Consider the following 23,211-nt stretch of genomic DNA (forward strand, 5'->3'; position numbering starts at 1 on the left):
CAGCCGGGAAGGGGCCTCCGTGGTGTGCCACTCGTCGCCACTCAGCCGGAGATGGCGGCGGCTGTCCAGGCGGGGTAGTCGCTGTAGCCCTCGGCGGTTCGTCCGTATAGGGACTCCTCGCGGATGGGGGCGAGCGGTACGTCGTACCGGATGCGGTGGACGAGGTCGGGATTGGCGATGAACGACCTGCCGAACGACACCAGATCGGCGAGTCCGGATTGCAGCACCTGCTCCGCACCAGCCGCGGTCGTCGGCTCCCCGTTCTCGCCGATATTGGCGATGAGCGTGCCGTGCCAGCGCGGCCGCAGGTCGCGCAGTGCGGGGTAGCGGTCGTTGTCGGTGAGGTGCAGATAGACGAGGTCGCGCTGATCGAGTTCGGCGACGAGCGCGCGGTACAGCGGGGCCGGGTTCGCCTCGACCATGCCGAACTGCGGATTGCCCGGCGACAGCCGGATCGCGGTGCGGCGGGAACCGATGGCCTCGGCCACCGCGTCGACCACCGCCAGTGGCAGCCGCATGCGATTGTCGATCGAGCCGCCGTACTCGTCGTCGCGCAGATTGGTGTTGTCGGCGAGGAATTGGTGCGCGAGATAGCTGTTGGCGCCGTGGATCTCGACTCCGTCGAAGCCCGCGTCCATGGCGTTGCGCGCGGCGACGGCGTGTTGTCGCACCACCGCGGCGATACCGGCGTGATCGAGTGCGGCGGGGGTGATCGGGTCGCCCTTGCCGCCGTCGATCAGGTGCACCCGGTCGTCGTCCAGCACGGCCGACGGCCCGGCGGGCCAGGAGCCGTCGATCCGCGCGAGCGGGTGGCCCTTTCGCCCGCCGTGCATCAACTGCGCGAAGATCCGCCCGCCGCGGTCGTGCACCGCCTCGGTGACCCGCCGCCACGCCTCGACATGCGCTGGCGTCTGTAATCCGGGCACCCACGCTTCGCTCTGCCCGGTCGAGTGCGGCCAGATGCCCTCGCTGACGATCAGCCCGGCTGTGGCCCGTTGGGCGTAGTAGTCGGCGACGTCGCTGGTCGGCGAGCCATCGGGTAGTGAGCGCAGCCGGGTCATCGGCGACATGACGATCCGGTTGGGCAGGTCGATCAGGTGGTTGCGGTATTCGGTCAGAAGCAGCATGGCTGTACCGTAAAACCTGACATCAATGTCAGGTCAAGGAGCGAACGTGCGCATCGGTGAACTGGCCGAGCGGACCGGCGTGAGCGTCCGGTCGCTGCGGTACTACGAAACCAGGGGCCTGCTGGCCGCGGAGCGGACCTCCGGCGGACAGCGGGAATATCCGGAGACGGCGGTCGACCGGGTCCGGCGCATCCAGGAGATGTTCGCGGCGGGCCTGCACAGCGACACCATCGGCGAGCTGCTGCCGTGCATCCGCGACGTGGACGGCACGCCCAACGCCCAGGCGACGCCGTTCCTGGTGGAGAAGCTCACCGAGGAACGCGCCAGGATCGATCAGGCCCTGCGCGACCTGCGCCGGACCAGCGAGGTGCTGGACGGCGTGATCCGAGCGGCGGGCGGCGCGGAGTCCGGACAGTAGGGTGGACGCCATGGCTCTCGACAGCGGAACGATCTCCGACTCCGGCAGCGGCGCTCCCGTCGTGGCGGCGCCGATCGCCAAGACGATCCCCACCGAGCGGGCGCACCACGGCGACGTGTTCGTCGACGAGTACGAGTGGCTGCGCGACAAAGAGAACCCCGACGTCGTCGCCTACCTGGAGGCGGAGAACGCCTACACCGAGGCGCAGACGGCCCACCTCGACACGCTGCGCGAGACGATCTTCGACGAGATCAAGGCGCGCACCCAGGAGACCGACTTGTCGGTGCCGACCCGGTTGGGTGACTACTGGTACTACTCGCGCAGCTTCGAAGGCAAGCAGTACGGCGTGCACTGCCGCTGCCCGATCGCCGCCGACGCGGCAGGCATCGACGCCTGGACGCCGCCGGTGCTCGACGCGCAGACCGAGGTCGCGGGCGAAGAGGTGCTGCTGGACAGCAACGAGCTGGCCGAGGGCCACGACTTCTTCGCGCTGGGCGCGTTCTCGATCAGCCATGACGGCACGCTGCTGGCCTACTCGGTGGACAACGTCGGCGACGAGCGCTACGTGCTGCGGTTCAAGGACCTCCGCACCGGTGAGCTGCTCGGCGACGAGATCGCGGGCACCGCGCCCGGCGCGACGTGGTCGCTGGACGGCAGCCACGTCTTCTATCAAACCGTCGACGAGTCGTGGCGGCCCGACACGGTGTGGCGGCACCGGCTCGGCAGCACCGATCCCGACGTCAAGGTCTTCTACGAGCCCGACGAGCGCTATTGGGTGAGCATCGGCGCGAGCCGCTCGGAGAAGTACCTCATGATCTGGGTCAGCTCGAAGATCACGAGCGAGGGCTGGGTGCTGGAGTCCGACGACCCGGAGGGCGAGTTCCGCGTCCTGCTGCCCCGCCGCGAGGGCGTCGAGTACTCCGCCGAACACGCGGTGGTCGGCGGCGCGGATCGCTTCCTGATCCTGCACAACGACGTGGTGGACGGGGTCAAGGCGGAGAACTTCGTGCTGGCCGAGGCGCCGGTGGAGGATCCGTCGAACCTCACGCAACTGATCGGTCACCGCGACGACGTACGGCTCGAGGACATCGACGCGTTCCGCGACCACTTGGTGCTCAGCTACCGGCGCGAGGCGCTCACCCGGGTGGCGGTGTGGCCGCTGACCGAGTCGGGTTACGGCGAACACCGGGAACTCGACTTCGACCTCGAGCTCTTCTCGGTCGGCGTCGGCTCCAACCCGGAGTGGGCGCAACCCACCCTGCGCATCGGGCTGACCTCGTTCATCACGCCCATGCAGGTGTTCGATTACGTCCCGGCCACCGGTGAGCTGATGCTGCGTAAGGAGCAGCCGGTCCTCGGCGGCTACGACGCGAACGACTATGAACAGCACCGCGACTGGGCGGTTGCCGAGGACGGCACCCGGATTCCGATCTCGCTGGTCCGGAAGAAGGACGCGCCCGCAGACGGGCCGAAACCGCTGCTGCTGTACGGCTACGGCTCCTATGAGGCGAGCATCGACCCGTCGTTCTCGGTCGCGCGTCTTTCGCTGCTGGATCGCGGCATGGTCTTCGCGGTCGCACACGTGCGCGGCGGCGGCGAGATGGGCAGGCTGTGGTACGAGCACGGCAAGACGCTGACCAAGAAGAACACCTTCACCGACTTCGTTTCCTGCGCGCGGCACCTCATCGATACCGGCGTCACCGCGGCGGACCGGATGATCGCGGACGGCGGCAGCGCGGGCGGCCTGCTGGTCGGCGCGGTGGCGAATCTGGCGCCGGAACTGTTCGCGGGCATCCTGGCCAACGTGCCGTTCGTCGATCCGCTCACCTCCATCCTCGACCCGTCGCTCCCGCTGACCGTCATCGAGTGGGACGAGTGGGGCAACCCGCTGGCGGACAAGGACGTCTACGAGTACATGAAGTCCTACGCGCCCTACGAGAACGTCGAGGCCAAGGACTACCCGGCGATCCTGGCCATCACCAGCCTGAACGACACCCGCGTGCTCTACGTGGAACCGGCGAAGTGGATCGCCAAGCTGCGGGCCACCGCGACCGGCGACGCACCGCTGCTGCTCAAGACGGAGATGACCGCGGGCCACGGCGGAGTCAGCGGGCGCTACGAGAAGTGGCGGGAAGTGGCCTTCGAACACGCCTGGGTGCTCGATACGGTCGGTCTCGCCGACGCGTAGGCCGGTCGGAAAAGGCCGGTGCCATCCGGTGGCCGGACGGTAGCGGCGGCGCGCCGAGGCCGGGGTGTCCGCTCGGAACAGACGTGACGGACTGTTCGCCGCCTGGTCATACGGGCTGCATGTCGAGGACATGTGCGGCTGGCACCGTAGGTTCATGAACGCTGAGCTGATCGTGTCGATTTCCGGGATCAGGGACACCACCCGGGACACGGCGATGGGGTTCGCCGAGGAGATGGATCGGCGCGGCGTCCCGCTCTCACTGCTGGTCGCACCCCGGCTGAAGGGCAAATACCGGCTGCTCGACGATCCGGCGACCCAGGCTTGGCTGCGCGTTCGCCGGGCCCGTGGCGACGCCATCGTGCTGCACGGCTACGACCAGGCCGCCACCAAGCGGCGGCGCGCCGAGTTCGCCGCACTGCCCAAGCACGAGGCGCGGTTGCGGTTGACCGCCGCCGACCGGGTGCTGGAGCAGGTCGACCTGCGCACCCGGCTGTTCGCCGCTCCGCGCTGGAATGCCTCGGCGGGCGCGCTGGAAGCGCTGCCGGAGGTGGGGTTCCGGCTCGCGCTCGGCCTCACCTCGATCCTCGACCTGGAGCGCAATATGGCGCAGAAGTCCCGGGTGTTCGGCATCGGTGAGGGTTTCCGCGCGGAGCCGTGGTGGTGCCGGGCGCTGGTTATGGGCGCCGCCCGCACCGCCCGCCGCGGCGGGGTGCTCCGCCTGGCCGTGTCCGCGGTGCAGCTGGAGCGCTCCGGTCCGCGTCAGGCCATGCTCGACGCCGTCGACCTCGCGCTGTTCCACGGCGCGGTCGGCGAGACCTATCGCTGGGAGCCGTTCGCGGCGGTCCGAGCCGCATGAATGACGCCGCGGCGTGGCGGTATGCCGGCCGCCGCCGCGCCGCGGCCGGTCGGCACCGCGTCCGCGCGGCCGATCGGCGCCGCCGCCCGCGAATGGCGTGAGCGGGCGGCGGCGCGGTCGCGGTCAGGCCGGGGCGATCTTCGTCTTCGGGACGGCCGGCGTCGCGTCGTGCGTGAATCCGCCTGCCTCCGTGCGGGTCAGCGAAGTGGCGAACGGTCGCTCCTCCAGTTGTTTCATGCAGCGGGTGAGATCGTCCAGCAGTAGATCGGCCATGTCGACGGTGAAACCGTGGCGGATCACCGCGCGCATGACGGTCTCGTCGTCGCGGTCGGCGGGCAGCGGATACGCCGCGATCAGCCAGCCTCTGGAGCGCAGCCGGTCGGACAGGTCGTAGAGGTTGAATCCGGGATCGCCGGTCAGCCGCCAGCACACCGCCGTGATCCCGCGCTGCGGGTCGCCGTCGTGGATCAGCTCGAAGACCCCGAACTCGCGCAGTCCCGCGGCCAGGTGCTGCGCCGCCCGGTAGATCGCGGACTGCACCCTGGCGTAGCCGGCTCGCCCCAAGCGGATGAAGTCGTAGTACTGCGTGATCGCCTGCCCGCCGGGCCGGGAGAAGTTCAGGTTGAAGGTGGCCATGCTGCCGCCGAGGTAGTCGACGTTGAAGATCAATTCCTCCGGCAGGTCGTCCGCCTCGCGCCAGATCGCCCAGCCCGCGCCGAGCGGCGCGAGACCGGTCTTGTGCCCGGAGGCGTTGATCGATTTCACCCTGGGCAGCCGGAAGTCCCAGACCAGATCGGGCGCGGCGAACGGCGCGAGGAAGCCTCCGCTGGCGGCGTCGACGTGGATCGGGATGTCCAGGCCCTGGTCCTGCTGCAGCGCGTCGAGCGCGGTGCTGATCCCGGCCACGTCTTCGAACAGTCCGGTGTAGGTCTGACCGAAGGTCGGCACCACCATCATGGTGTTCTCGTCGCAGTGCTCGGCGAGGTCGTCGGGCCGCATGGTGAGCCGGTCGCCGCGCAGCGGAATCTGGCGGATCTCGACGTCGAAGTAGCGCGCGAACTTCTCCCAGCAGACCTGAACGGGCCCGCAGACGAAGTTGGGCGTCCCGGTGCCGCCGCGCTTGCGCCAGCGGAATTTGGCGGCGAGGCCGCCGAGCATGGCCGCCTCGCTGGACCCCGTGGTGGAAGTGCCGTGGGTGGTCGCCGGGTCCGGCGCATGCCACAGGTCCGCGACCATCCGGACGCCGCGGCGCTCCAGCTCGGCGGTCTGCGGGTATTCGTCCTTGTCGACGATGTTCTTGTCCAGGCATTCGGCCATCAGCCTGCGCGCCTGGTCGTCCACCCAGGTGGTGCAGAAGGTGGCGAGGTTCATCCTGGAGACGCCGTCGAGCATCAGCTCGTCGTGCACGAGTTCGTAGGCGACCTGGGGGAACATCTCGTGCGCCGGAAATCCGGCGCGCGGCGCGGACCGGTTGAGCCCCGGCAGGGCGAACAGGTCATCGGCTCCTTCGGACATGAATGCGGCCTCCCGATTCGGCTCGTGTGCGGTGTGCCTGTGCGGGCGCCGGTCGCTTGCGGACCGGCCGCGTTGCCGTGCTTTCGAGGATGCCAGAAGATTGCTGACACCCTCCCGCCCAGCTTGGCACACCGCCTCCTGTCCCGGATCGACCTTCACCATGTCGTCGTGAGCGACCTGCCGGATCCGAAGACCCGCCAGGCAGTGCGGACTCCGCCCGAGCGGGTCGGGGATAGGGTTGGGGGATGACCGAGGATGCCCGGACCGCGGGGCTGCGCGCACAAGTCGCGGAATTGATGCCGCAAGCGAAAAGTGATCTAGCCCAACTTGTTTCCTTCAAGTCGGTGGCCGACCCGCGGCAGTTCCCGCCCGAGGAGTGCGACCGTGCCGCGCAGTGGGTCGCCGATGCCTTCGCCGCGGCCGGCCTGACCACCGTCGGCCTGCACGAGACGCCCGACGGCAGCACGGCGGTCGTCGCGTCGCGACCGGCGCCCGCCGGTGCGCCGACGGTGTTGCTCTACTGTCACTACGACGTGCAGCCTCCGATGGACGAGGGTGCGTGGCGCACTCCGCCCTGGGAACTGACCGAGCGGGACGGACGCTGGTACGGGCGCGGCAGCGCCGACTGCAAGGGCAACATCGTCATGCATCTGACGGCGTTGCGGGCGCTCGGCCCCGACCTGCCGCTGGGCGTGACCCTGGTCGCCGAGGGCTCCGAGGAGCAGGGCACCGGCGGACTGGAACGGTTCGTGGAGGCCGGTCCGGATCTGCTGCGTGCGGACGCCATCGTGATCGGCGACTGCGGCAACTTCGCCGCCGGGGTGCCGACGCTGACGGAGACGTTGCGCGGCAACGTGAATGTGGTGGTCACCATCGAAACCCTCGCCGGTCCACTGCATTCCGGCATGTTCGGCGGCCCGGCCCCCGACGCGCTGGCCGCGCTGATCCAGGTGCTCGCTTCTCTGCGCGACAAGCGGGGCGACACCACCATCGACGGGCTGCCCAACGACCAGGTCTGGCCGGGTGTGCAGTATCCGAGTGAGCAGTTCCACGCCGACGCCGGCGTCCTGCGTGACGTGGAACTCACCGGTGCAGGCACCGTCGCCGACATGCTGTGGGCGCGACCGGCGCTGACGGTGCTCGGCATCGATGCGCCACCCGTGGTCGGTTCCGCCGCCGCGGTCCCCGCGATCGCGCGAGCCCGCCTCAACCTGCGCATTCCGCCGGGCACCGATCCCGCGCAGGCGTATCGGGCACTCGTCGACCACCTCGACGCGCACACGCCGTGGCGCGCCAAGGTAACCATCGAGCTGGAAGGCATGGGAGCGCCGTTCCGCTCCCGCACCGGCGGGCCCGCACGTGCCGCGATGGAGGCGGCGCTGGCCGCGTCCTACGGACGACCCGCGACCACTCAGGGGCAGGGCGGATCCATCCCGCTGTGCAACGTCTTCTCCGCGACCTACCCGGACGCGGAGATCATGCTGCTCGGCGTCGAGGAACCGAAATGCCTCATCCACGCGCCCAATGAGAGCGTCGACCCGAAGGAGATCGAACACATGGCGCTGGCCGAGGCCCTGTTCCTGGCGACCTACGCCGGTTAGCGCTACAGGTCGGTCGCGTCCTCCGGCCTGAGGACCCTGAATTCGGTTCCAGTGGGGGCCATTTCGGTCAGGCGGCCGAAGTAGATGCCCTGCGCCTCGGGCTGGATGATGCCGAAGTGAATGGGCAGCGCGACACGCGGAGCGACCGCGCGCAGATAGTCGACCGCCTCGCTGATCCGCATCCAGGGCGCGGCGGCCGGAGCGGCCAGCACGCCGACGGGGACCGGTGGCACCCACAGCGAGTCGCCGGGGTGCACGAGCTGGGCCGGGTCGTCCGGGGTGCCCAGCTGGAAGACGGTGTTGTCGATCACGGGGATCTCGGGGTGGATGACGGCGTGCCTGCCGCCGCCACCGGTGATCTGGAGATCACCGAGGGTCAGCACGTTGCCCGCGCGGACCGGCTCCCACGGCTCCCCACGCTGCTGGGCCGTCTGCGGATCCGAGAGCAACCGTGCGCCGGGGTTGGCCTCGATGAGCGCGTCGATCCGGTTCGGGTCGATGTGATCGGGATGCTGGTGCGTGACCGCGATCGCGTCCAAGCCGGTGAGGCCCTCGAAGCCGTGCGAGAAGATGCCCGGGTCGAACAAGATCTTCGTGCCGTGCAGCTCGACGAGAAGGCAGGAATGACCGAAGTGGGCTATGCGCATGCCGCCATGCTATCGACGCCGCATGTGTTCTCGGCGACATCGCCGCGTCTTGTCCCACCCCGCGGATGCCGTGCCCGACCAGCACAACTACGCTGCTCAGGTAACCCCACAACCACATGAGGAGCAACGCGTGGCACGAGTCGTGGTCGAGGTGATGCCGAAGGCCGAGATCCTGGATCCGCAGGGGCAGGCCATCGTCGGCGCGCTCCCGCGTCTGGGATTCGATGGCGTCTCGGATGTGCGGCAGGGCAAGCGATTCGAACTCGACGTCGACGACAGCGTCGACGACGCGGCGCTGGAGAAGATCGCCGAATCGCTGCTGTGCAACACGGTGATCGAGGAGTGGAAGGTGGTCCGCCTCTCATGACCGCGCGGATCGGGGTCATCACGTTTCCCGGCACGCTCGACGACGTCGACGCCGCACGGGCGGTGCGCCTTGCCGGGGCCGAGGCGGTCAGCCTGTGGCACGCGGACGCCGACCTGAAGAGCGTCGACGCGGTCATCGTGCCCGGCGGCTTCTCCTACGGCGATTATCTGCGCGCGGGCGCCATCGCTCGCTTCGCCCCCGTGATGGGCGAGGTCGTGCGCGCGGCTGAAACCGGCGGGTTGCCGGTGCTGGGTATCTGCAACGGCTTTCAAGTCCTGTGCGAGGCCGGGTTGCTGCCCGGTGCGCTGACCCGCAACGAGGGCCTGCACTTCATCTGCCGGGACGAATGGCTGACCGTGGAGTCGGTGTCGACGGTGTGGACGTCCCGTTTCGAGCCGGGCGCCCAGATCCTCGTCCCGCTCAAGTCGGGCGAGGGCCGGTACCAGGCCTCGGAGGCCGTGCTCGACGAGCTGGAGGGTGAGGGCCGGGTGGTCTTCCGCTACGCGGGCGGCAATCCGAACGGTTCGCAGCGCGCAATCGCGGGCATCGCCTCCGCCAACGGGCGTGTCGTCGGCCTGATGCCGCACCCGGAACACGCCACCGAGCCCCTGACCGGCCCGAGCGACGACGGCCTCGGCCTGTTCCTCTCGGTGCTGGACACGCTGGTCTCGGCCTAGATCCGCGGCGGACGACCGGCGAGTCCGCCGGTATCCACAGTCATCGGGGCAGTTGTGGCGGCTTCGGCGACCGCGGGCTGGGCGATATAGCTGCCGCCTCCCGGAATGCCGGAGTCGCGATCCGCGAAACCCGAGACGGATCAGGCGATGCGGTCGACTATGTCGAAGCCGACGCCGTCGGCGCGGGCCAGGTAACCGTTTTGGATCGCCTGGTTGCCCCGGAAACTCCGGAGCCCGCCAGGGGTTTCGAGAACCACACCCTGGTCGACGGCGTCGAGGACCGCGGGCACCTCGAGCGATCCGGCCGTCCGCGCGAGCGCGCCAAGGGTGTGGATGGCGTCGTACGTAGCGTTGCTGAAGCTGGTGAGCGCGGGGGCGAAGGCGCCGTACCTCCGGCGGTAGCGGGTCAGCCGGTCGCGTCCGTCGGGCGTGCTGTCGTCGAGGAAGAAGCTGGATGCCACGTAGAGGTTCCGGTTGGCCTCCGGGCCCGCCGCAAGCAGCACGTTCTCGTCCGCGGCCGGGCTGACCCGCAGCTGTGCCGCGGCGCGGCCGGTGGCCGCGAACTGCTGGTTGAACCGGGACACGTCGGCGCCGACCATCAGGATCACCACCGCGTCGGCCAGGTCGAGCGCCGGATGGGTGAGGAAGCCGGAGAAGTCGGGGAGCCCAAGGGGGACGAACTGTTCGAGCACGATCGCGGCCGGATCGGCCAGGCTGTCGCGAATCGCCTTGGCGGACTGGCGCGGCCAGATGTAGTCGTTGCCGATGATCGCCCAGCGCCGCACGCCGTACTCGCGTTCGAGCCAGTGCACGGCGGGCACGGTCTGCCCGGCCGGGTGCTCGCCGAGCATCAGCACGCCGGGTAGTTCGTCGGTCAGTCCCTCGTGGCTGGTCGCGTACAGGTAGGGCACCCGGCTGGCGCCGGCTCGCGCCACCGCGCGCCGGACGGCGGAGGTGTGCCAGCCGGTGATGGCGTGCACCATGCCGGTGGCCAGCAGGGCCGAGACCTCGGCGGCGACCTCGTGCGGCGGTCGTCCGCCATCGATATTCGTAGTACGAATTTCTCGCCCCAGAATTCCGGCACCCTGGTTGATTTCCTCGACGGCCAGCGATATCGCCGCCTCGCAGGACGGCGCGACGATACCGCCCGGTCCCTGGAGCGGAACTATGTTGAGGATCTCGATGGTGCCCTCGGGGCTCTCGCCGAGCGCTGGCATTCGGTACTCTTCTTCTCGTTCGAGCGAAATTCATGGCAGGCAGGAAATAAATGACGTCCATTGTAAGCGGAAATTCCACGCTGCATGGCGCGCTGCGTGCCGCGGAGCGCGGGTGGGTGCGGCACTTGGACGCGGCGCTGTGCGTCAGACAGCTCTCGCCGGATCAGTGGTCGATGCTGTCGAACCTCTGTGGCGACGCGGGGATCACGATGACCGAACTGGCGGCCAAATCGCAGCTCGCGCCGTCCTCGGCTACCAGGCACGCGGACTATCTGGCCGAGCGCGGCCTGATCTTCCGGCTCGCCGCGCAGGACGACCGGCGCCGCGTCCTGATCGGCCTGAGCAGGCTCGGGGCCGACCTGGTCGCCGAGGTGCGCGCGGAAGAGGCCCGCGCCGAGCAGGCGTTGCGAGGGCGAATCGGGGCGCGCCGATATACCGAACTCATGCGACTGCTAGATCTGGTTTCCCTCGCCTCGGAGTAAATACTCTGGAGTACCGGTCATTCATCCGATGAATTTCTCGGACATCTGATTTCCGATGCATCCGCCAAACCATTCTGGCTGTTATGTTCCAATCGGAATGGACGCGGCCGAAGGAGTATTCACGCCGCGCGGTTTCTCGCGGAATGTGGTATCGGTGACGGCGCCTTGCTCCCGGCGGCCCGCGCGCAGCTCCTGGACGGTGGCACGTCGGTGGCGTCACGTTCGTTCGCCGGAGGCATTCGGGCGGAGTCCGTCCGAAGCTGCGCCGGACGAGCGGAGGCTGAGGTCGCCGCAGATAGGGCGCTGTCGGACGGAGTCCGTCTGAACCCGCGCCGGACGAGCGGAGGCTGAGGTCGCCGCAGATAGGGCGCTGTCGGACGGAGTCCGTCTGAACCCGCGCCGGACGAGCGGAGGCGAGGTCGCCGCCTAGGATCGCAGGCATGCCCGTTTCCACCACCGCAGCCACGGCCGCCGGGCTGTGCGCGTTCATCGATGCGTCTCCGTCGCCGTTCCACGTCTGTCGCACGGTCGCCGCAGAATTGGACACGCGCGGGTTCAGCAGGCTGGCCGAATCGGAGCCCTGGCCCTCGGGGAGCCCGGGCAGGCACTACGTGGTGCGCGGCGGATCGCTGGTCGCCTGGGCGGCCGGAGACGACTCGAGCGCGACCTCGTTCCGTGTGGTCGGCGCGCACACCGACAGCCCCAACCTGCGCGTCAAGCAGCACCCGGACCTGACTTCGGCCGGCTGGCAGCTGGTCGGCCTGGAACCGTACGGCGGCGCGTGGCTGAACTCCTGGCTGGATCGCGAGCTGGGCGTCTCCGGGCGGTTGAGCGTGCGCGAGGGAAACAGGATGCGGGAACGCCTGGTTCGCATCGATGAACCGATCCTGCGGGTGCCGCAGCTGGCCATCCACCTGTCCGAGGACCGCAAGGGCGTCACCCTGGACCCACAGCGGCACGTCAACGCGGTCTGGGGTGTCGGGTCCGAGTCCGGCGCGTTCCTCGATTTCGTCGCCGCGCACGCCGAGGTCGACCCGGGCGAGGTGCTCGGCTGGGAGCTGATGACCCACGACTTGACGCCGAGCAGACTGGTCGGCCGGGACCAAGATCTGGTCAGCGCGCCGCGCCTGGACAACCAGGGCACCTGCTTCGCAGGCCTGCAGGCATTTCTGGCCGCGATCGAGCAGCCGGGCGCGGCGGTCCCGGTACTGGCCATGTTCGACCACGAGGAGGTCGGCAGCCAGTCCGATCGCGGTGCGCAGTCGGATCTGCTGCCCGCCGTGCTGGAGCGGATCGTGCTCGCCCGAGGCGGCGGACGCGCCGACTACCTTGCCGCGCTGGCCGGTTCGGTGTGCGCGTCCGGTGATATGGCGCACGCCACCCATCCCAACTATCCGGAGCGGCACGAGCCCGCGCATCGGATCGAGGTGAACGGCGGGCCGGTGCTCAAGGTCAACCAGAACCTGCGCTACGCCACCGACGCCACCGGCGCGGGCGCGTTCGCGCTGGCCTGCGCACAGGCCGGAGTTCCCTTGCAGCGCTATGTGCATCGCGCCGATCTGCCCTGCGGCTCCACGATCGGGCCGATGACCGCGGCGCGCACCGGCATGCCGACCGTCGACGTCGGCGCGCCGCAGCTGGCGATGCATTCGGCGCGCGAACTGATGGGCGCGTCCGACGTTCCGGCCTATGCCGCGGCGCTGGCCGCCTTCCTGACGCCCGAGGCCACCGGGCGGTAGGTGGCCACCGCGAAGACGAACACCGCGAAAGTCGCGAGCACGTAACCGCTTCCGATCACCTGCTGCCACCAGGCCCAATCCAGTTCGCGATCGCGCGAATGCGGCAACAACCAGTGCGGACCGATCAGGAACAGCAGAGTGCACGCCGCGACCGCGCCGATCACCCGCGGGCTGCGCGCGCCGCGCACCATGCGGTCGGCGGTGATCACCAGCGCGGGCGCGATCCACACCCAGTGATGCGACCAGGACACCGGCGAGACCAACAGAATCGCCGCGGCGTTGACCAGCAGCGCCGCGACGGTCGCGCCGGCGTCGATCAGCCTGCGCATCCACACCGCGGCGAGCGCGACCGCGACCAGTGACAACGAGATCCACAGCAGGGTGGCCACGGAATCATCGACGCCCAGACGGAAGGTCATGCCTTTGATGGACTGATTGCCCGCGAAATAGGGCGGCCCGATCCGGCCGGTATCGGCGAGTGTGGTGAACCAGTAGTCCACGGAATCGCTGGGGAACAGCAGGAATCCGAGGCCGACCGCCGCGATCGCGGAGACCACCAGCGTGCCCGCGGCCTTCCAGTCCCTGCGCAGCAGGAAGTACAGCAGATAACCCGCGGGGATCAGCTTCACCGACACCGCGATGCCGATCAGCATGCCGCGCGGCCAGAACGGCTTGCGTACCAGGCAGTCCAGCGCGATGGCGGCCATCAGCACCAGGTTGACCTGGCCGAAGCCGAAGGTCTGGCGGACCGGTTCGAAGAACTGCGCCACCGCCACCGCGCCGATCACCAGGGTGAGCACACTCGGTCGGGACAGCTCGGGACGCAGGCGAACCAGCACCAACCACAGCGCGATTCCCAGGCTCGCCACCGACGTGGCCGTTACCAGCACCTCGGCGACCGTCAGCGGCATCAGGGCCAGCGGCGCGAAGAACAAGGCGGCCAGCGGGGGATAGGTGAACGGCAGTCCGATGCCCTCGACCGGCGGCATCGGGCCGTACAGCTCGCCGCCGTCCAACCACACCCGGGCGCCGTTGCGATAGACCTGCAGATCGATGTAGCCGTGCCACCAGTGCGCTACCAGGGACACGGTCGCCGATACCGCGAATAGGGCGATGGCGGCAATCAGCCAGCGCACTTGCGGCGAGGACAGGTTCGGCACGCGCTCGGGCGCGGCTGGAGAATCTCCGTTCCGGAACCGCGTGGCGGCTGATCGCCCACCCGTATTCGCGACCCCCGATCCTTCGTTCACCGGCTCAGAGTAGCCGGTGCGCACCGCTGCTCAGCTGGTCCACCCGGGTGGCGGCACCACACCCGGAAATCCCTCGTGCGGACGCTCCTGCGCGCCGTTGGCGCCGCCGTGGCGGCCTCACCTGCGTTGCCGCTACCCACTGCCTTTAGACTTACACCCAGGCATCTCGCCGCAACCCAGTGACAACGCTCGTCGCTTCGCTGAGTTCGCCCACCCCGCCGGCTCCGCCGGCTTGCCGACCCCCTGCCCGGCCGAAAGGACCCTGGTACCTCGTGACTCCGCAGGTCGACACCGTCAGCGCAGCCGCAGCAAACCCCGATGTGCCGCAACCCTACAAAGAACTCGGCCTCAAGGACGACGAGTACGCCCGCATCAAGGAGATCCTCGGCCGCAGGCCGACCGATGCCGAACTGGCGATGTACTCCGTGATGTGGAGCGAGCACTGCTCCTACAAGTCCTCGAAGGTGCACCTGCGCTACTTCGGCCAGACCACCACCGACGAGATGCGCGAGTCCATGCTCGCGGGCATCGGTGAGAACGCGGGCGTGGTGGACGTCGGCGACGGATGGGCGGTCACCTTCAAGGTGGAAAGCCACAACCACCCTTCCTACGTCGAGCCGTACCAGGGCGCCGCCACCGGCGTCGGCGGCATCGTGCGCGACATCATGGCGATGGGCGCGCGTCCGATCGCGGTGATGGACCAATTGCGGTTCGGCGCGGCGGACGCGGACGACACCCGTCGCGTGGTGGACGGCGTGGTGCGCGGCGTCGGCGGCTACGGCAACTCGCTCGGCCTGCCCAACGTCGGCGGCGAGACCGTATTCGACGCCTCCTACCAGGGCAATCCGCTGGTGAACGCGCTGTGCGCCGGCGTGATGCGGGTCGAGGACCTGCACTTGGCCTTCGCCTCCGGCACCGGCAACAAGATCGTGTTGTTCGGCGCGCGCACCGGGCTGGACGGCATCGGCGGCGTGTCGGTGCTTGCCTCGGACACCTTCTCCGGCGACGAGTCCGGCACCGGCCGCAAGAAGCTGCCCTCGGTGCAGGTCGGCGACCCGTTCACCGAGAAGGTGCTCATCGAGTGCTGTCTCGAGCTGTACGCGGCGAAGCTGGTGGTCGGCATCCAGGACCTGGGCGGCGCCGGATTGTCCTGCGCCACTTCCGAGCTCGCGGCCGCCGGGGACGGCGGCATGCACATCGAGCTGGACCAGGTGCCGCTGCGCGCGGCCAATATGACCCCCGCCGAGGTGCTCTCCAGCGAATCGCAGGAGCGCATGTGCGCGGTGGTCACGCCCGAGAACGTGGACGCGTTCATGGCCGTGTGCCGCAAGTGGGACGTGCTGGCCACGGTGATCGGCGAGGTTACCGACGGCGACCGGCTGGTGGTCACCTGGCACGGCGAGACCGTGGTGGACGTGCCGCCGCGCACCGTCGCGCACGAGGGCCCGGTGTACGAGCGCCCGGTCGCGCGCCCCGACGAGCAGGACGCGCTGATCGCCGACACCCCCGACCGGCTGGACCGGCCGAAGACCGCAGGCGAACTGCGCGACACCCTGCTGAAGATGATCTCCAGCCCGCAGCTGTGCAGCCGCAAGTGGATCACCGAGCAGTACGACCGCTACGTGCGCGGCAACACCGTCCTGGCCGAGCACGCCGACGCGGGCGTCATCCGGATCGACGAGGAGACCGGCCGGGGCATCGCGCTGGCCACCGACGCGTCCGGCCGCTACACCAAGCTGGACCCCTACACCGGCGCGCAGCTCGCGCTGGCCGAGGCGTACCGCAACGTGGCCACCACCGGCGCCACGCCGAAGGCCGTCACCAACTGCCTGAACTTCGGTTCGCCGGAGGACCCGGGCGTGATGTGGCAGTTCCAGCAGGCGGTGCGCGGCCTCGCGGACGGCTGCGTGGCGCTCGGCATCCCGGTGACCGGCGGCAACGTCAGCTTCTACAACCAGACCGGCCAGACCGCGATCCTGCCGACCCCGGTGGTCGGCGTGCTCGGCGTGCTCGACGACGTGCACCGCCGCATCCCGACCGGGCTGGGCCTGGAACCGGGCGAGACGCTGATCCTGCTCGGCGAGACGCACGACGAGTTCGGCGGTTCGATCTGGTCGCAGGTCGAGCACGACCATCTCGGCGGGGTCCCGCCGAAGGTCGATTTCGCCCGCGAGCAGTTGCTCGCCGAGGTGCTCAGCGCCGGTTCCCGCGACGGCATGATCAGTGCGGCGCACGACCTGTCCGAGGGCGGCCTCGCCCAGGCCGTGGTCGAGGCCGTGCTCGCCGGTGAGACCGGTTGCCGCATCCTGCTCCCCGAGGGCGCCGACCCGTTCGTGATGCTGTTCTCCGAGTCGGCGGGGCGGGTGCTGGTCGCCGTGCCGCGCTCGGAGGAGACCAGGTTCACCCGCATGTGCACGGCGCGCGAGTTGCCGTGGGTGCGCATCGGCGTGGTCGACCAGGGCTCGGATTCGGTTGAGGTGCAGGGCCACTTCTCGATCGCCATGGACGAATTGCGCGCCGCCCACGAGGGCACGCTGCCGAAGCTGTTCGGCGCGGGCGCGGTCTGAACGCCCACCTGGGCGGGCCTGGACCCCTCGTTTGCCGGGCCCGCCCAGGTGCGCGTGGTCAGGCGACGGATATGAACGGATCGTGCTCGGCGAGCAGCTTTTCCATCCGCGCCTGGTCGATGCGACCGTGAATGGTCGCCGCTTCGTGCTGGTCGCGAACCACTTTCGCGAGCGTGAACGTGCTCGTGACCAGGAACAGGACCGACATCGCCAGGAATCCGCGCTGCCAGATGTCCAGGGGCAGGGCGAAGATGCCGATGCCGACCCCGATGAAGCTGACGCCGAAGGCGATCGCGGCTTGCGCGACGAAAGCCGCGGTGGCTTTCGGGCGTGCGTTCGGTGTGCTCATGGTTAGGAAGTCTGCGGATCGCGCCGTCCCCGCGCCCCCGTACAACTACTCGAGCGGACTGGGTAGTTGCCATGGGCGCTCTCGATTCCGGGCTCTCGGCAATCCTTCGGCGTGATCCGCGCCGGCTCCGCCGGTGTTCCGTCGGGCGACGCGCCGGGTCGTCGGTGGCGACCGCCATACTGATCGAATGCTGGAGACCGCCGGGACCATGCGGAGGCTGCGTACGCGCACCGTCGCGGTCGTCCGGCGCGCCGAGGAGATCATCGACCTGAACTACGTCGGCCTGGTGGTGGCGACGGTGTTCTTCGCGCTGTCGGTGACGCCGTCGTTGCTGCCGCGTGACTGGCTGTTCCAGGGCTTGATCAGTGGAATCAACGCCGCGATCGGGTACGGGGCCGGCTGCTTGCTGGAGTGGCTGTTCCGGCTGTGGGTGCGTCCGCGGCTGAAGTTCTCCCCACCGCCCACCTGGGTGCGCTACGCGGCGAAGTCGGTCATCCTGTTCACCGCCGCGCTGAGTGCAGCCCTCATGCTGGTGCAATCGGCGCGGTGGCAGCGCGAGATCACCGCGCTGATGGGGATGGCGGGCACCACCACCCCCGCCTACCTGCGTACCGGGCTGCTCAGCGTGGCGGTCGGCGCTGCGGTGGTCGCGGTGTACCGCACGGTGCGGGAGATCATCCTTTTCCTGGCTCGCCTGCTCAATCGGTGGGTGCGGGTGCCGCGCGAGCTGGCGCCGGCCGCCGGGTTCCTCGTTCTGGTGCTGCTCGCGGTCACGATCTTCAACGGTGTGGCGGTGCAGGCGTTCTTCGCGGTGGCGAACTCGGCGTTCAGCGTGCGCAACGACCACACCTCGGTGAACGCGGTTCAGCCGCAGCAACCGGAGCGCTCCGGCAGCCCGGCCTCGCTGGCGAAATGGGAGACCCTCGGGTTCGAGGGCCGGTGGTTCGTCTCGCACGGTCCCACCGCCAGCCGTATCGCCTCGGTCACCGGCCGCCCGGCGAAAGAACCGATCCGGGCCTACGTGGGGCTGGAGTCGGTTGACGGCGATGAGGAACCGGCCGAGCTGGCGGTGGCCGAGCTCGAGCGGACCGGGGCGTTCGACCGGCAGGTGCTCGTCGTGGTCACCACCACCGGAACCGGCTGGGTGAACTCGCTCGCCGCCGCGGCGATCGAGTACATGTACGACGGCGATACCGCCATCGTGGCCACGCAGTACTCGTACCTGCCGAGCGTGCTGTCGTTCCTGGCCGACCGCGGCAAGGCCGCGGCGGCGGGCAAGGACTTGTTCGACGCGGTGTACCAGCACTGGACCGCGCGTCCGCCGCAGCAGCGACCCAAATTGCTCGTGTACGGGGAGAGTCTGGGCTCGCAGGGGTCCGAGGCGGCGTTCGACGGGCTGGCCGATCTGCGGGCCAAGGTAGACGGGGCGCTGTGGGTCGGCCCGCCGAATTCCAACCGGCTGTGGCAGCAGTTCGTCGAGCGCCGCGATCCCGGTTCGGACGAGGTCGAGCCGGTGTACGCGGACGGGCTCGTGGTCCGGTTCGCCTCCGACGCCGCCGACTTGGCGCGGCCCACCTCGGAATGGCGGCCGCCGCGCATCGCCTATCTGCAGCACGCGTCCGACCCGATCGTTTGGTGGTCGACGGATCTGATTTTCTCGCAACCGGATTGGCTGTCCGAGCCGCGCGGCTCGGACGTGTCCTCGCAGATGCGCTGGTGGCCGTTCGTCACCTTCTGGCAGGTCGCCGCCGACCTCACCAACGCGCAGGGCGTCACCGACGGACACGGGCACCGCTACGGCAGCCTGGTGCTGGACGGTTGGGCGGCCATCGCGGCGCCACCGGACTGGACCGCGGAGAGGTCCGAACGCATTCGTTCCGAGGTCGAGGTCACGGAGGAATACGAGCGGACGACCAAGTGACCGGAGCGCGCCTCGCGAGAACGGTTGTGGCCGTGGCACTTCCGATCGCATGGAGCAACCTGGTCCTGCCCCGCCTCGGGCTCGGGGTGCGCGGCCGCACCGCCGCCAATGCCGGTTTCGCCACCGGATACGCGCTCGCGCTGCGCGACGGGACGAACTGGTATTCACGGGGCGGTCTGCGCTACGGGCTGCTCGCCGCTTCGGCAGTCGCGGCCAGTTATGGTGCCACACTTGCTTTTCCGGCGGTGCGACGGCGGATGGGTGCGCTCGGCGACCGAAGTCCCGAGGTATCGACGGTGGAGTGGGTGGCCGTGCACATCCCGGTCGGCACGGTGTACACCGAAGAGGTCATCTTCCGCGGCACGCTGGATCCCATCGCGGACAAGGCATTCGGCCCGCGCGCGGGCGTGCTGCTCAGCGCGGCGGCCTTCGGCCTCTGGCACATCACACCGGCGCGTGTGGCGGGCGACAGCGTGCCCGCCACCATCGCCGTGACCACGGCAGGCGGCCTCGTCTTCGGCGGGTTGCGCCACCGCACCGCGGACGCCGTCGCACCGGCACTGTTGCACCTGGCCATGAATGTGGGCGGAGCGCTCACCCCGCGCCTGGCGCGCCGCCTCGGGGCATCCTTCGGCGAACGCTGACCGCACCACCAGGGTCGGTCGTGCTCGGCATGTCGCCACGGCACCGGTCGGTGGAGTGGGATGCCGCGCCGGGTATGGCGGCCAGCCGAACCGATGCCAGCGATTCCGCATCCACTGATCGGCAGCTGCCGCGCCGAGCTCGACCGAATCGGGGTCGGCCCCACTCTGCTCGCCGCGACCCGGTGCGGAGCTGAGCGCTCGCGCTTTCGGTCGTGCTCGGCACGCCGCCGCGGCACTAGTCGGTGGAGTCGGTTGCTACGCCGAGTGTGGCGGCCAGCCGAACCGAGGCCGGATTGCGCCCTCGACCGGTGGGCGGCTGCCTGGTCGAGCTCGACCGAATCGGCTCGGCAGACCTTGGCTCGTGCCCTCGTCAGGCGCTGGACGCTCCCGTGGCAGTCCAGTGGCCGCATAGCTGACCGGCGGAGGGGCAACACACAGAAGTTGCGCACATGGTTCCGATAAGCGTACGGTGTTCGCATAGCGCGAACGATGTGCGCATGGAGAGGAATGGAGCGGAGCGATGTCGAACGTGATGAGCTGGGACGAGGCCGGCGCGTGGAAGGTCAGCGGGAGCTGGGGGAGCACGGATTCGGCCGGGCGCCGGTTCTCCGTGGCGCACTGGCAGGCGCGGCTGGACGAACTGCGGGCCGAACATCACGTGCCGGGCGCGTCGCTGGCGGTGCTGGTCGACGGGAAGGTCTACGAGCTCGCCAGCGGCGTCCTGCATCGCGGGACCGGCGTGCCGGTGACCACCGACTCGGTGTTCCTGTGCGGCTCGATCGCCAAGGTGTACACCGCGACGCTGATCATGCGACTGGTGGACGCGGGCAAGCTCGATCTCGACACGCCGGTGACGGACGTGCTGCCGGAGTTCGCCACCCCCGACCCGGGGGCGACGGCGACGATCACCATCCGGCAGCTGCTCAGCCACACCGGCGGCGTCACCAACGATTTCAACCACGACACCGGGCGAGGCGACGACTGCCTCGCCGCATACGTCCACGCGGCACGGGATGTCGCGCTGGACTGCGCACCCGGGACGGCGATGTCGTACGGCAGTCTCGGCTACGTGGTGCTCGGTCGCGTCGTCGAGGTGCTCACCGGAAAGACCTGGGACCAGGCGGTGCACGACATGCTCGCCGCGCCACTCGGGCTCGATCACCTGGTGACGCTGCCCGAGCAGGCGCTGCGGTTCCGCGTCGCGATGAGCCACCTCGGCGCGGCGGGCGTCGACCCGGATCCCGCGCCGGAGTGGGATGCGATGCCCCGCGGTGTCGCGCCCGCGGCGCGGGTGATCACCTCGGCCGGTGACATGGTCCGTTTCGCTCGCATGCACCTCGACGGCGGGCGCGCCGCCGACGGCGCCGAGGTGTTGTCGGCCGCCTCCGTCGCCGCCATGCAGCGGCGCGAGGTCGATGTACCCGACAAGTGGACGGTCAGCGCCGACGGCTGGGGACTCGGGTGGACCCTGTACGACTGGGACGGCGTCAAAGGATTCGGCCACGACGGCGCGGCGATCGGCCAGTACGCCTACCTGCGGGCGGTGCCGGAAGCGGGGGTCGCGGTGGCGCTGCTGACCAACGGCGGCGGCGCGCGCCAGCTCTACGCGGCCCTGCTGCGCGAACTGCTCGCCGAGTTGGCGGATGTCCGCATCCCGGACGCGTTCGGCCCGGCCGACCCGCCGGTGGCGGTGGACATCGCGCCGTTCGCCGGCACCTATCGGCGCGCCGGGGTGGTCATCACCGTCACCAAGCGCGACGACGGCACCGGGCACATGCTCTACGAGTTCGTCGACGGCATGGCGGGTCTGTCGCCCGCGCTCAGCATGGACCTGACCCCGGTCGCGCCCGCCGTGTTCGCCGCTTCCGGCGCGGGGCCGTCCTTCAGCGAGGACTACATGCCGGTGGTCTTCGCCACCCTCGCCGACGGCACCGAATGCTGCTACGTCGGTATGCGCGCCACACCGAAGACGGCCGCCTGACCCTTCCCCGCAGTCGCCCCGATCTGCGCGCCTTCCCCAGAGCGTGGTGCCGGGCAACTGTGCTGAGCGGGTCTTGGGTGTCGGGACCGGGAAGTAAGGTCTGCTGGGTGGCGCGAGGGACGGTGGATCCAGCGGAGATGCGGGCGGCGGTGGCGGCGGTGAGCGAGTGGCTGCGCGACGAGTCGGCGGGCGCGCCCGCTCGCACCGAACTCGCGGCGGCGGTGCGAACCACGGCGCGGTCGCTGGCGGCCTCGGCCCCGGGGCACTCGGTGGAGGTGCGGGTCCCGCCGTTCGTCGCGGTGCAGTGCGTCGAGGGCCCGCGGCACACCAGGGGCACGCCGCCGAACGTAGTGGAGACCGACCCCCGGACGTGGCTGCTCCTGGCCACCGGCCTGCTCGACTTCGACGCCGCGGTCGACTCGGGCGCGGTCAGCGCTTCCGGAACCCGCGCGGCCGAAATAGGCCACTGGCTGCCGATCACCCGCGCTGCGCCTGCATAACTCCCGCGCCACCTCTGGGTGCGCGACCCACCTTGCGGCGGACTGCGCGCGTGCCGCCGACTCCGGGGCCTGTCGCGATTGGCTGGGAGTGATGCTTTCGATGGCCTAGCCGCCGCGCCCAGACGCGTGGCCTTGTCATGCTCAGGGCTTGCTCGTAAACCGTTCGAGCAGCGCGGTCTTGATGCCGGGCCGAGAGCCGAAGACGAGCGTGAACGCCGCCTCGCGCAAGGAGCGTTCGGCGAGCGTGCCGCGGGTGATCGCGCTGCTGCCGGTGGCGGTGAACAGGGCTGACGCGGCACGCATCGCCAGTTCGGAGGCCCGAGCGCGCGCGAGGTTGACATCGGTTCTCCCGCTGAGCGAGGCGTCCAGCTCAGTGCGGATACCACCGCGCTCCGCGGCGAGCGCGGTGGTATCGATGCCGAGCTGATCGAGCTCGGCGATGCAGCGGCGCACGATCCCGAGCGCGAGCGAACCGTTGCGCCACGCCGCCACGACGAACGACGCGTGGAACGATTTCAGCGAAAGGCGGTTGTCCACCGCCGAATCCGGCACGCGCAGGCCGTCGAACCGCGCGGTCACGGTGCGGCTGGCGTCCGCGGCGGTCAGCGGTATCGGCCGCACCGACAGCCGCGCGCTCTCCTCGGCGGGCACGATCACGCTGATCAGCGACTGGTCGTCGGCAGCGTCCCGCGCGACCACGCCGACCACGTCCACCATGCCCCATCCGGTGATGAACGGCGCCTTCCCCTCGATGACGAACCCGCCGTCCATCCGGTGCGCGACGAGTGCGGGTTGCTCGGCCGCACCCGCATAGGTCACCCCGGACCGCACCCGGCCCGCCCTCAGGTCCGCGCTGAAGCGCTCGCGCAGTGCGACATTCGGTGAGGTCGCCACCCGGCGGGCCACCCCGAGATGCTGCGCCCAGACGAACGACGTGGCCAGGCAGCCCGCCACGAGCATCTCACCGACCTCGGTGAATGCGGCCAGATCCACGTCCTCCCGCATCGAGATGCCGTAGAACCCCGCCTGGGCCAGCGCGTCGAAATGCGCTCGCGGTATCTCGCCGGCACGGTCGACGGCGCTCGCGTGCGGCGCGAGCACCTCGTCGGTCAGTCGGCGGGCCCGTTCGATCCACGAAGTCACGTCGACCATCATTCCGGCCGCG

General features: G+C 69.8%; 20 protein-coding genes. 13 read left to right on the top strand and 7 right to left on the bottom strand.

Features of this window, described 5'->3' with window-relative positions:
• Nucleotides 1-41: 41 nt before the first annotated feature.
• The gene (locus IU459_RS12830; protein WP_195129739.1) at nt 42-1,127 is read right to left on the bottom strand and encodes an alkene reductase; all 1,086 of its coding nucleotides are present in this window, start codon (nt 1,125-1,127) and stop codon (nt 42-44) included.
• 46 nt (nt 1,128-1,173) lie between these two features.
• Between IU459_RS12830 and IU459_RS12835 the strand changes: the two genes are divergently transcribed.
• The 3 genes from IU459_RS12835 to IU459_RS12845 all read left to right on the top strand — a co-directional run bounded on the left by IU459_RS12835 (nt 1,174) and on the right by IU459_RS12845 (nt 4,589).
• Nucleotides 1,174-1,545, top strand: a complete 372-nt coding sequence (locus tag IU459_RS12835) for a MerR family transcriptional regulator (protein ID WP_195129740.1) — start codon at nt 1,174-1,176, stop codon at nt 1,543-1,545.
• A 10-nt stretch (nt 1,546-1,555) separates the two neighbouring features.
• On the top strand, nt 1,556-3,733 hold the full coding sequence (locus tag IU459_RS12840) for a S9 family peptidase (protein WP_195129741.1): 2,178 nt from the start codon (nt 1,556-1,558) through the stop codon (nt 3,731-3,733).
• A 154-nt stretch (nt 3,734-3,887) separates the two neighbouring features.
• Nucleotides 3,888-4,589: a DUF2334 domain-containing protein gene (locus IU459_RS12845; protein WP_195129742.1), complete on the top strand. Its 702-nt coding sequence runs from the start codon at nt 3,888-3,890 to the stop codon at nt 4,587-4,589.
• Between the two features lie 123 nt (nt 4,590-4,712).
• Here IU459_RS12845 and IU459_RS12850 read toward each other — a convergent pair whose 3' ends face one another.
• Nucleotides 4,713-6,104 carry a glutamate decarboxylase gene (locus IU459_RS12850; RefSeq protein ID WP_195129743.1) on the bottom strand — a complete coding sequence of 464 codons (1,392 nt, stop codon included), beginning with the start codon at nt 6,102-6,104 and terminating at the stop codon, nt 4,713-4,715.
• A gap of 245 nt (nt 6,105-6,349) precedes the next feature.
• On the opposite strand from IU459_RS12850, the gene IU459_RS12855 reads away from it, so the two are divergent.
• Nucleotides 6,350-7,705 (top strand): dipeptidase, encoded by a 1,356-nt coding sequence (locus tag IU459_RS12855; protein ID WP_195129744.1) that lies wholly within the window; start codon nt 6,350-6,352, stop codon nt 7,703-7,705.
• A gap of 2 nt (nt 7,706-7,707) precedes the next feature.
• On the opposite strand, the gene IU459_RS12860 is transcribed toward IU459_RS12855, so the two are convergent.
• Entirely contained in the window at nt 7,708-8,352 is a 645-nt protein-coding gene (locus IU459_RS12860) for an MBL fold metallo-hydrolase (RefSeq protein ID WP_195129745.1), read from the bottom strand.
• A 130-nt stretch (nt 8,353-8,482) separates the two neighbouring features.
• Between IU459_RS12860 and purS the strand changes: the two genes are divergently transcribed.
• Both purS and purQ read left to right on the top strand, forming a co-directional pair.
• A complete protein-coding gene (gene purS / locus IU459_RS12865) occupies nt 8,483-8,719 on the top strand; it encodes a phosphoribosylformylglycinamidine synthase subunit PurS (protein WP_195129746.1) in 237 nt (78 codons plus the stop codon).
• The gene (gene purQ, locus IU459_RS12870) at nt 8,716-9,396 is read left to right on the top strand and encodes a phosphoribosylformylglycinamidine synthase subunit PurQ (RefSeq protein WP_195129747.1); all 681 of its coding nucleotides are present in this window, start codon (nt 8,716-8,718) and stop codon (nt 9,394-9,396) included. Before purS ends, purQ begins: the two co-directional genes overlap by 4 nt.
• 140 nt (nt 9,397-9,536) lie before the next feature.
• On the opposite strand, the gene IU459_RS12875 is transcribed toward purQ, so the two are convergent.
• On the bottom strand, nt 9,537-10,613 hold the full coding sequence (locus IU459_RS12875; RefSeq protein WP_195129748.1) for a substrate-binding domain-containing protein: 1,077 nt from the start codon (nt 10,611-10,613) through the stop codon (nt 9,537-9,539).
• Between the two features lie 50 nt (nt 10,614-10,663).
• Here IU459_RS12875 and IU459_RS12880 point away from each other — a divergent pair, with 50 nt between their 5' ends.
• Nucleotides 10,664-11,095 (top strand): MarR family winged helix-turn-helix transcriptional regulator, encoded by a 432-nt coding sequence (locus IU459_RS12880; protein ID WP_195129749.1) that lies wholly within the window; start codon nt 10,664-10,666, stop codon nt 11,093-11,095.
• A 440-nt stretch (nt 11,096-11,535) separates the two neighbouring features.
• Nucleotides 11,536-12,834 (top strand): M18 family aminopeptidase, encoded by a 1,299-nt coding sequence (locus IU459_RS12885; RefSeq protein ID WP_195129750.1) that lies wholly within the window; start codon nt 11,536-11,538, stop codon nt 12,832-12,834.
• Here IU459_RS12885 and IU459_RS12890 read toward each other — a convergent pair.
• Nucleotides 12,783-14,084 (bottom strand): glycosyltransferase 87 family protein, encoded by a 1,302-nt coding sequence (locus IU459_RS12890; protein WP_324198850.1) that lies wholly within the window; start codon nt 14,082-14,084, stop codon nt 12,783-12,785. The two genes, IU459_RS12885 and IU459_RS12890, sit on opposite strands and share 52 nt — an antisense overlap.
• A gap of 272 nt (nt 14,085-14,356) precedes the next feature.
• On the opposite strand from IU459_RS12890, the gene purL reads away from it, so the two are divergent.
• Entirely contained in the window at nt 14,357-16,651 is a 2,295-nt protein-coding gene (gene purL / locus IU459_RS12895) for a phosphoribosylformylglycinamidine synthase subunit PurL (protein WP_195129751.1), read from the top strand.
• A 58-nt stretch (nt 16,652-16,709) separates the two neighbouring features.
• On the opposite strand, the gene IU459_RS12900 is transcribed toward purL, so the two are convergent.
• On the bottom strand, nt 16,710-17,000 hold the full coding sequence (locus tag IU459_RS12900; protein ID WP_195129752.1) for a YiaA/YiaB family inner membrane protein: 291 nt from the start codon (nt 16,998-17,000) through the stop codon (nt 16,710-16,712).
• Between the two features lie 187 nt (nt 17,001-17,187).
• Between IU459_RS12900 and IU459_RS12905 the strand changes: the two genes are divergently transcribed.
• The 4 genes from IU459_RS12905 to IU459_RS12920 all read left to right on the top strand — a co-directional run bounded on the left by IU459_RS12905 (nt 17,188) and on the right by IU459_RS12920 (nt 22,046).
• Nucleotides 17,188-18,921 (top strand): alpha/beta hydrolase, encoded by a 1,734-nt coding sequence (locus IU459_RS12905; RefSeq protein WP_195129753.1) that lies wholly within the window; start codon nt 17,188-17,190, stop codon nt 18,919-18,921.
• A gap of 32 nt (nt 18,922-18,953) precedes the next feature.
• Nucleotides 18,954-19,565 carry a CPBP family intramembrane glutamic endopeptidase gene (locus tag IU459_RS12910; protein ID WP_324198851.1) on the top strand — a complete coding sequence of 204 codons (612 nt, stop codon included), beginning with the start codon at nt 18,954-18,956 and terminating at the stop codon, nt 19,563-19,565.
• Between the two features lie 520 nt (nt 19,566-20,085).
• Nucleotides 20,086-21,546: a serine hydrolase domain-containing protein gene (locus tag IU459_RS12915; protein WP_195129755.1), complete on the top strand. Its 1,461-nt coding sequence runs from the start codon at nt 20,086-20,088 to the stop codon at nt 21,544-21,546.
• 137 nt (nt 21,547-21,683) lie between these two features.
• Nucleotides 21,684-22,046 (top strand): sterol carrier family protein, encoded by a 363-nt coding sequence (locus IU459_RS12920; RefSeq protein ID WP_195129921.1) that lies wholly within the window; start codon nt 21,684-21,686, stop codon nt 22,044-22,046.
• A gap of 141 nt (nt 22,047-22,187) precedes the next feature.
• Here IU459_RS12920 and IU459_RS12925 read toward each other — a convergent pair whose 3' ends face one another.
• Nucleotides 22,188-23,189 (bottom strand): acyl-CoA dehydrogenase family protein, encoded by a 1,002-nt coding sequence (locus tag IU459_RS12925; RefSeq protein WP_195129756.1) that lies wholly within the window; start codon nt 23,187-23,189, stop codon nt 22,188-22,190.
• Nucleotides 23,190-23,211: the final 22 nt, after the last annotated feature.

The organism is Nocardia amamiensis (assembly GCF_015477605.1).
Classification (GTDB): Bacteria; Actinomycetota; Actinomycetes; order Mycobacteriales; family Mycobacteriaceae; genus Nocardia; species Nocardia amamiensis_A.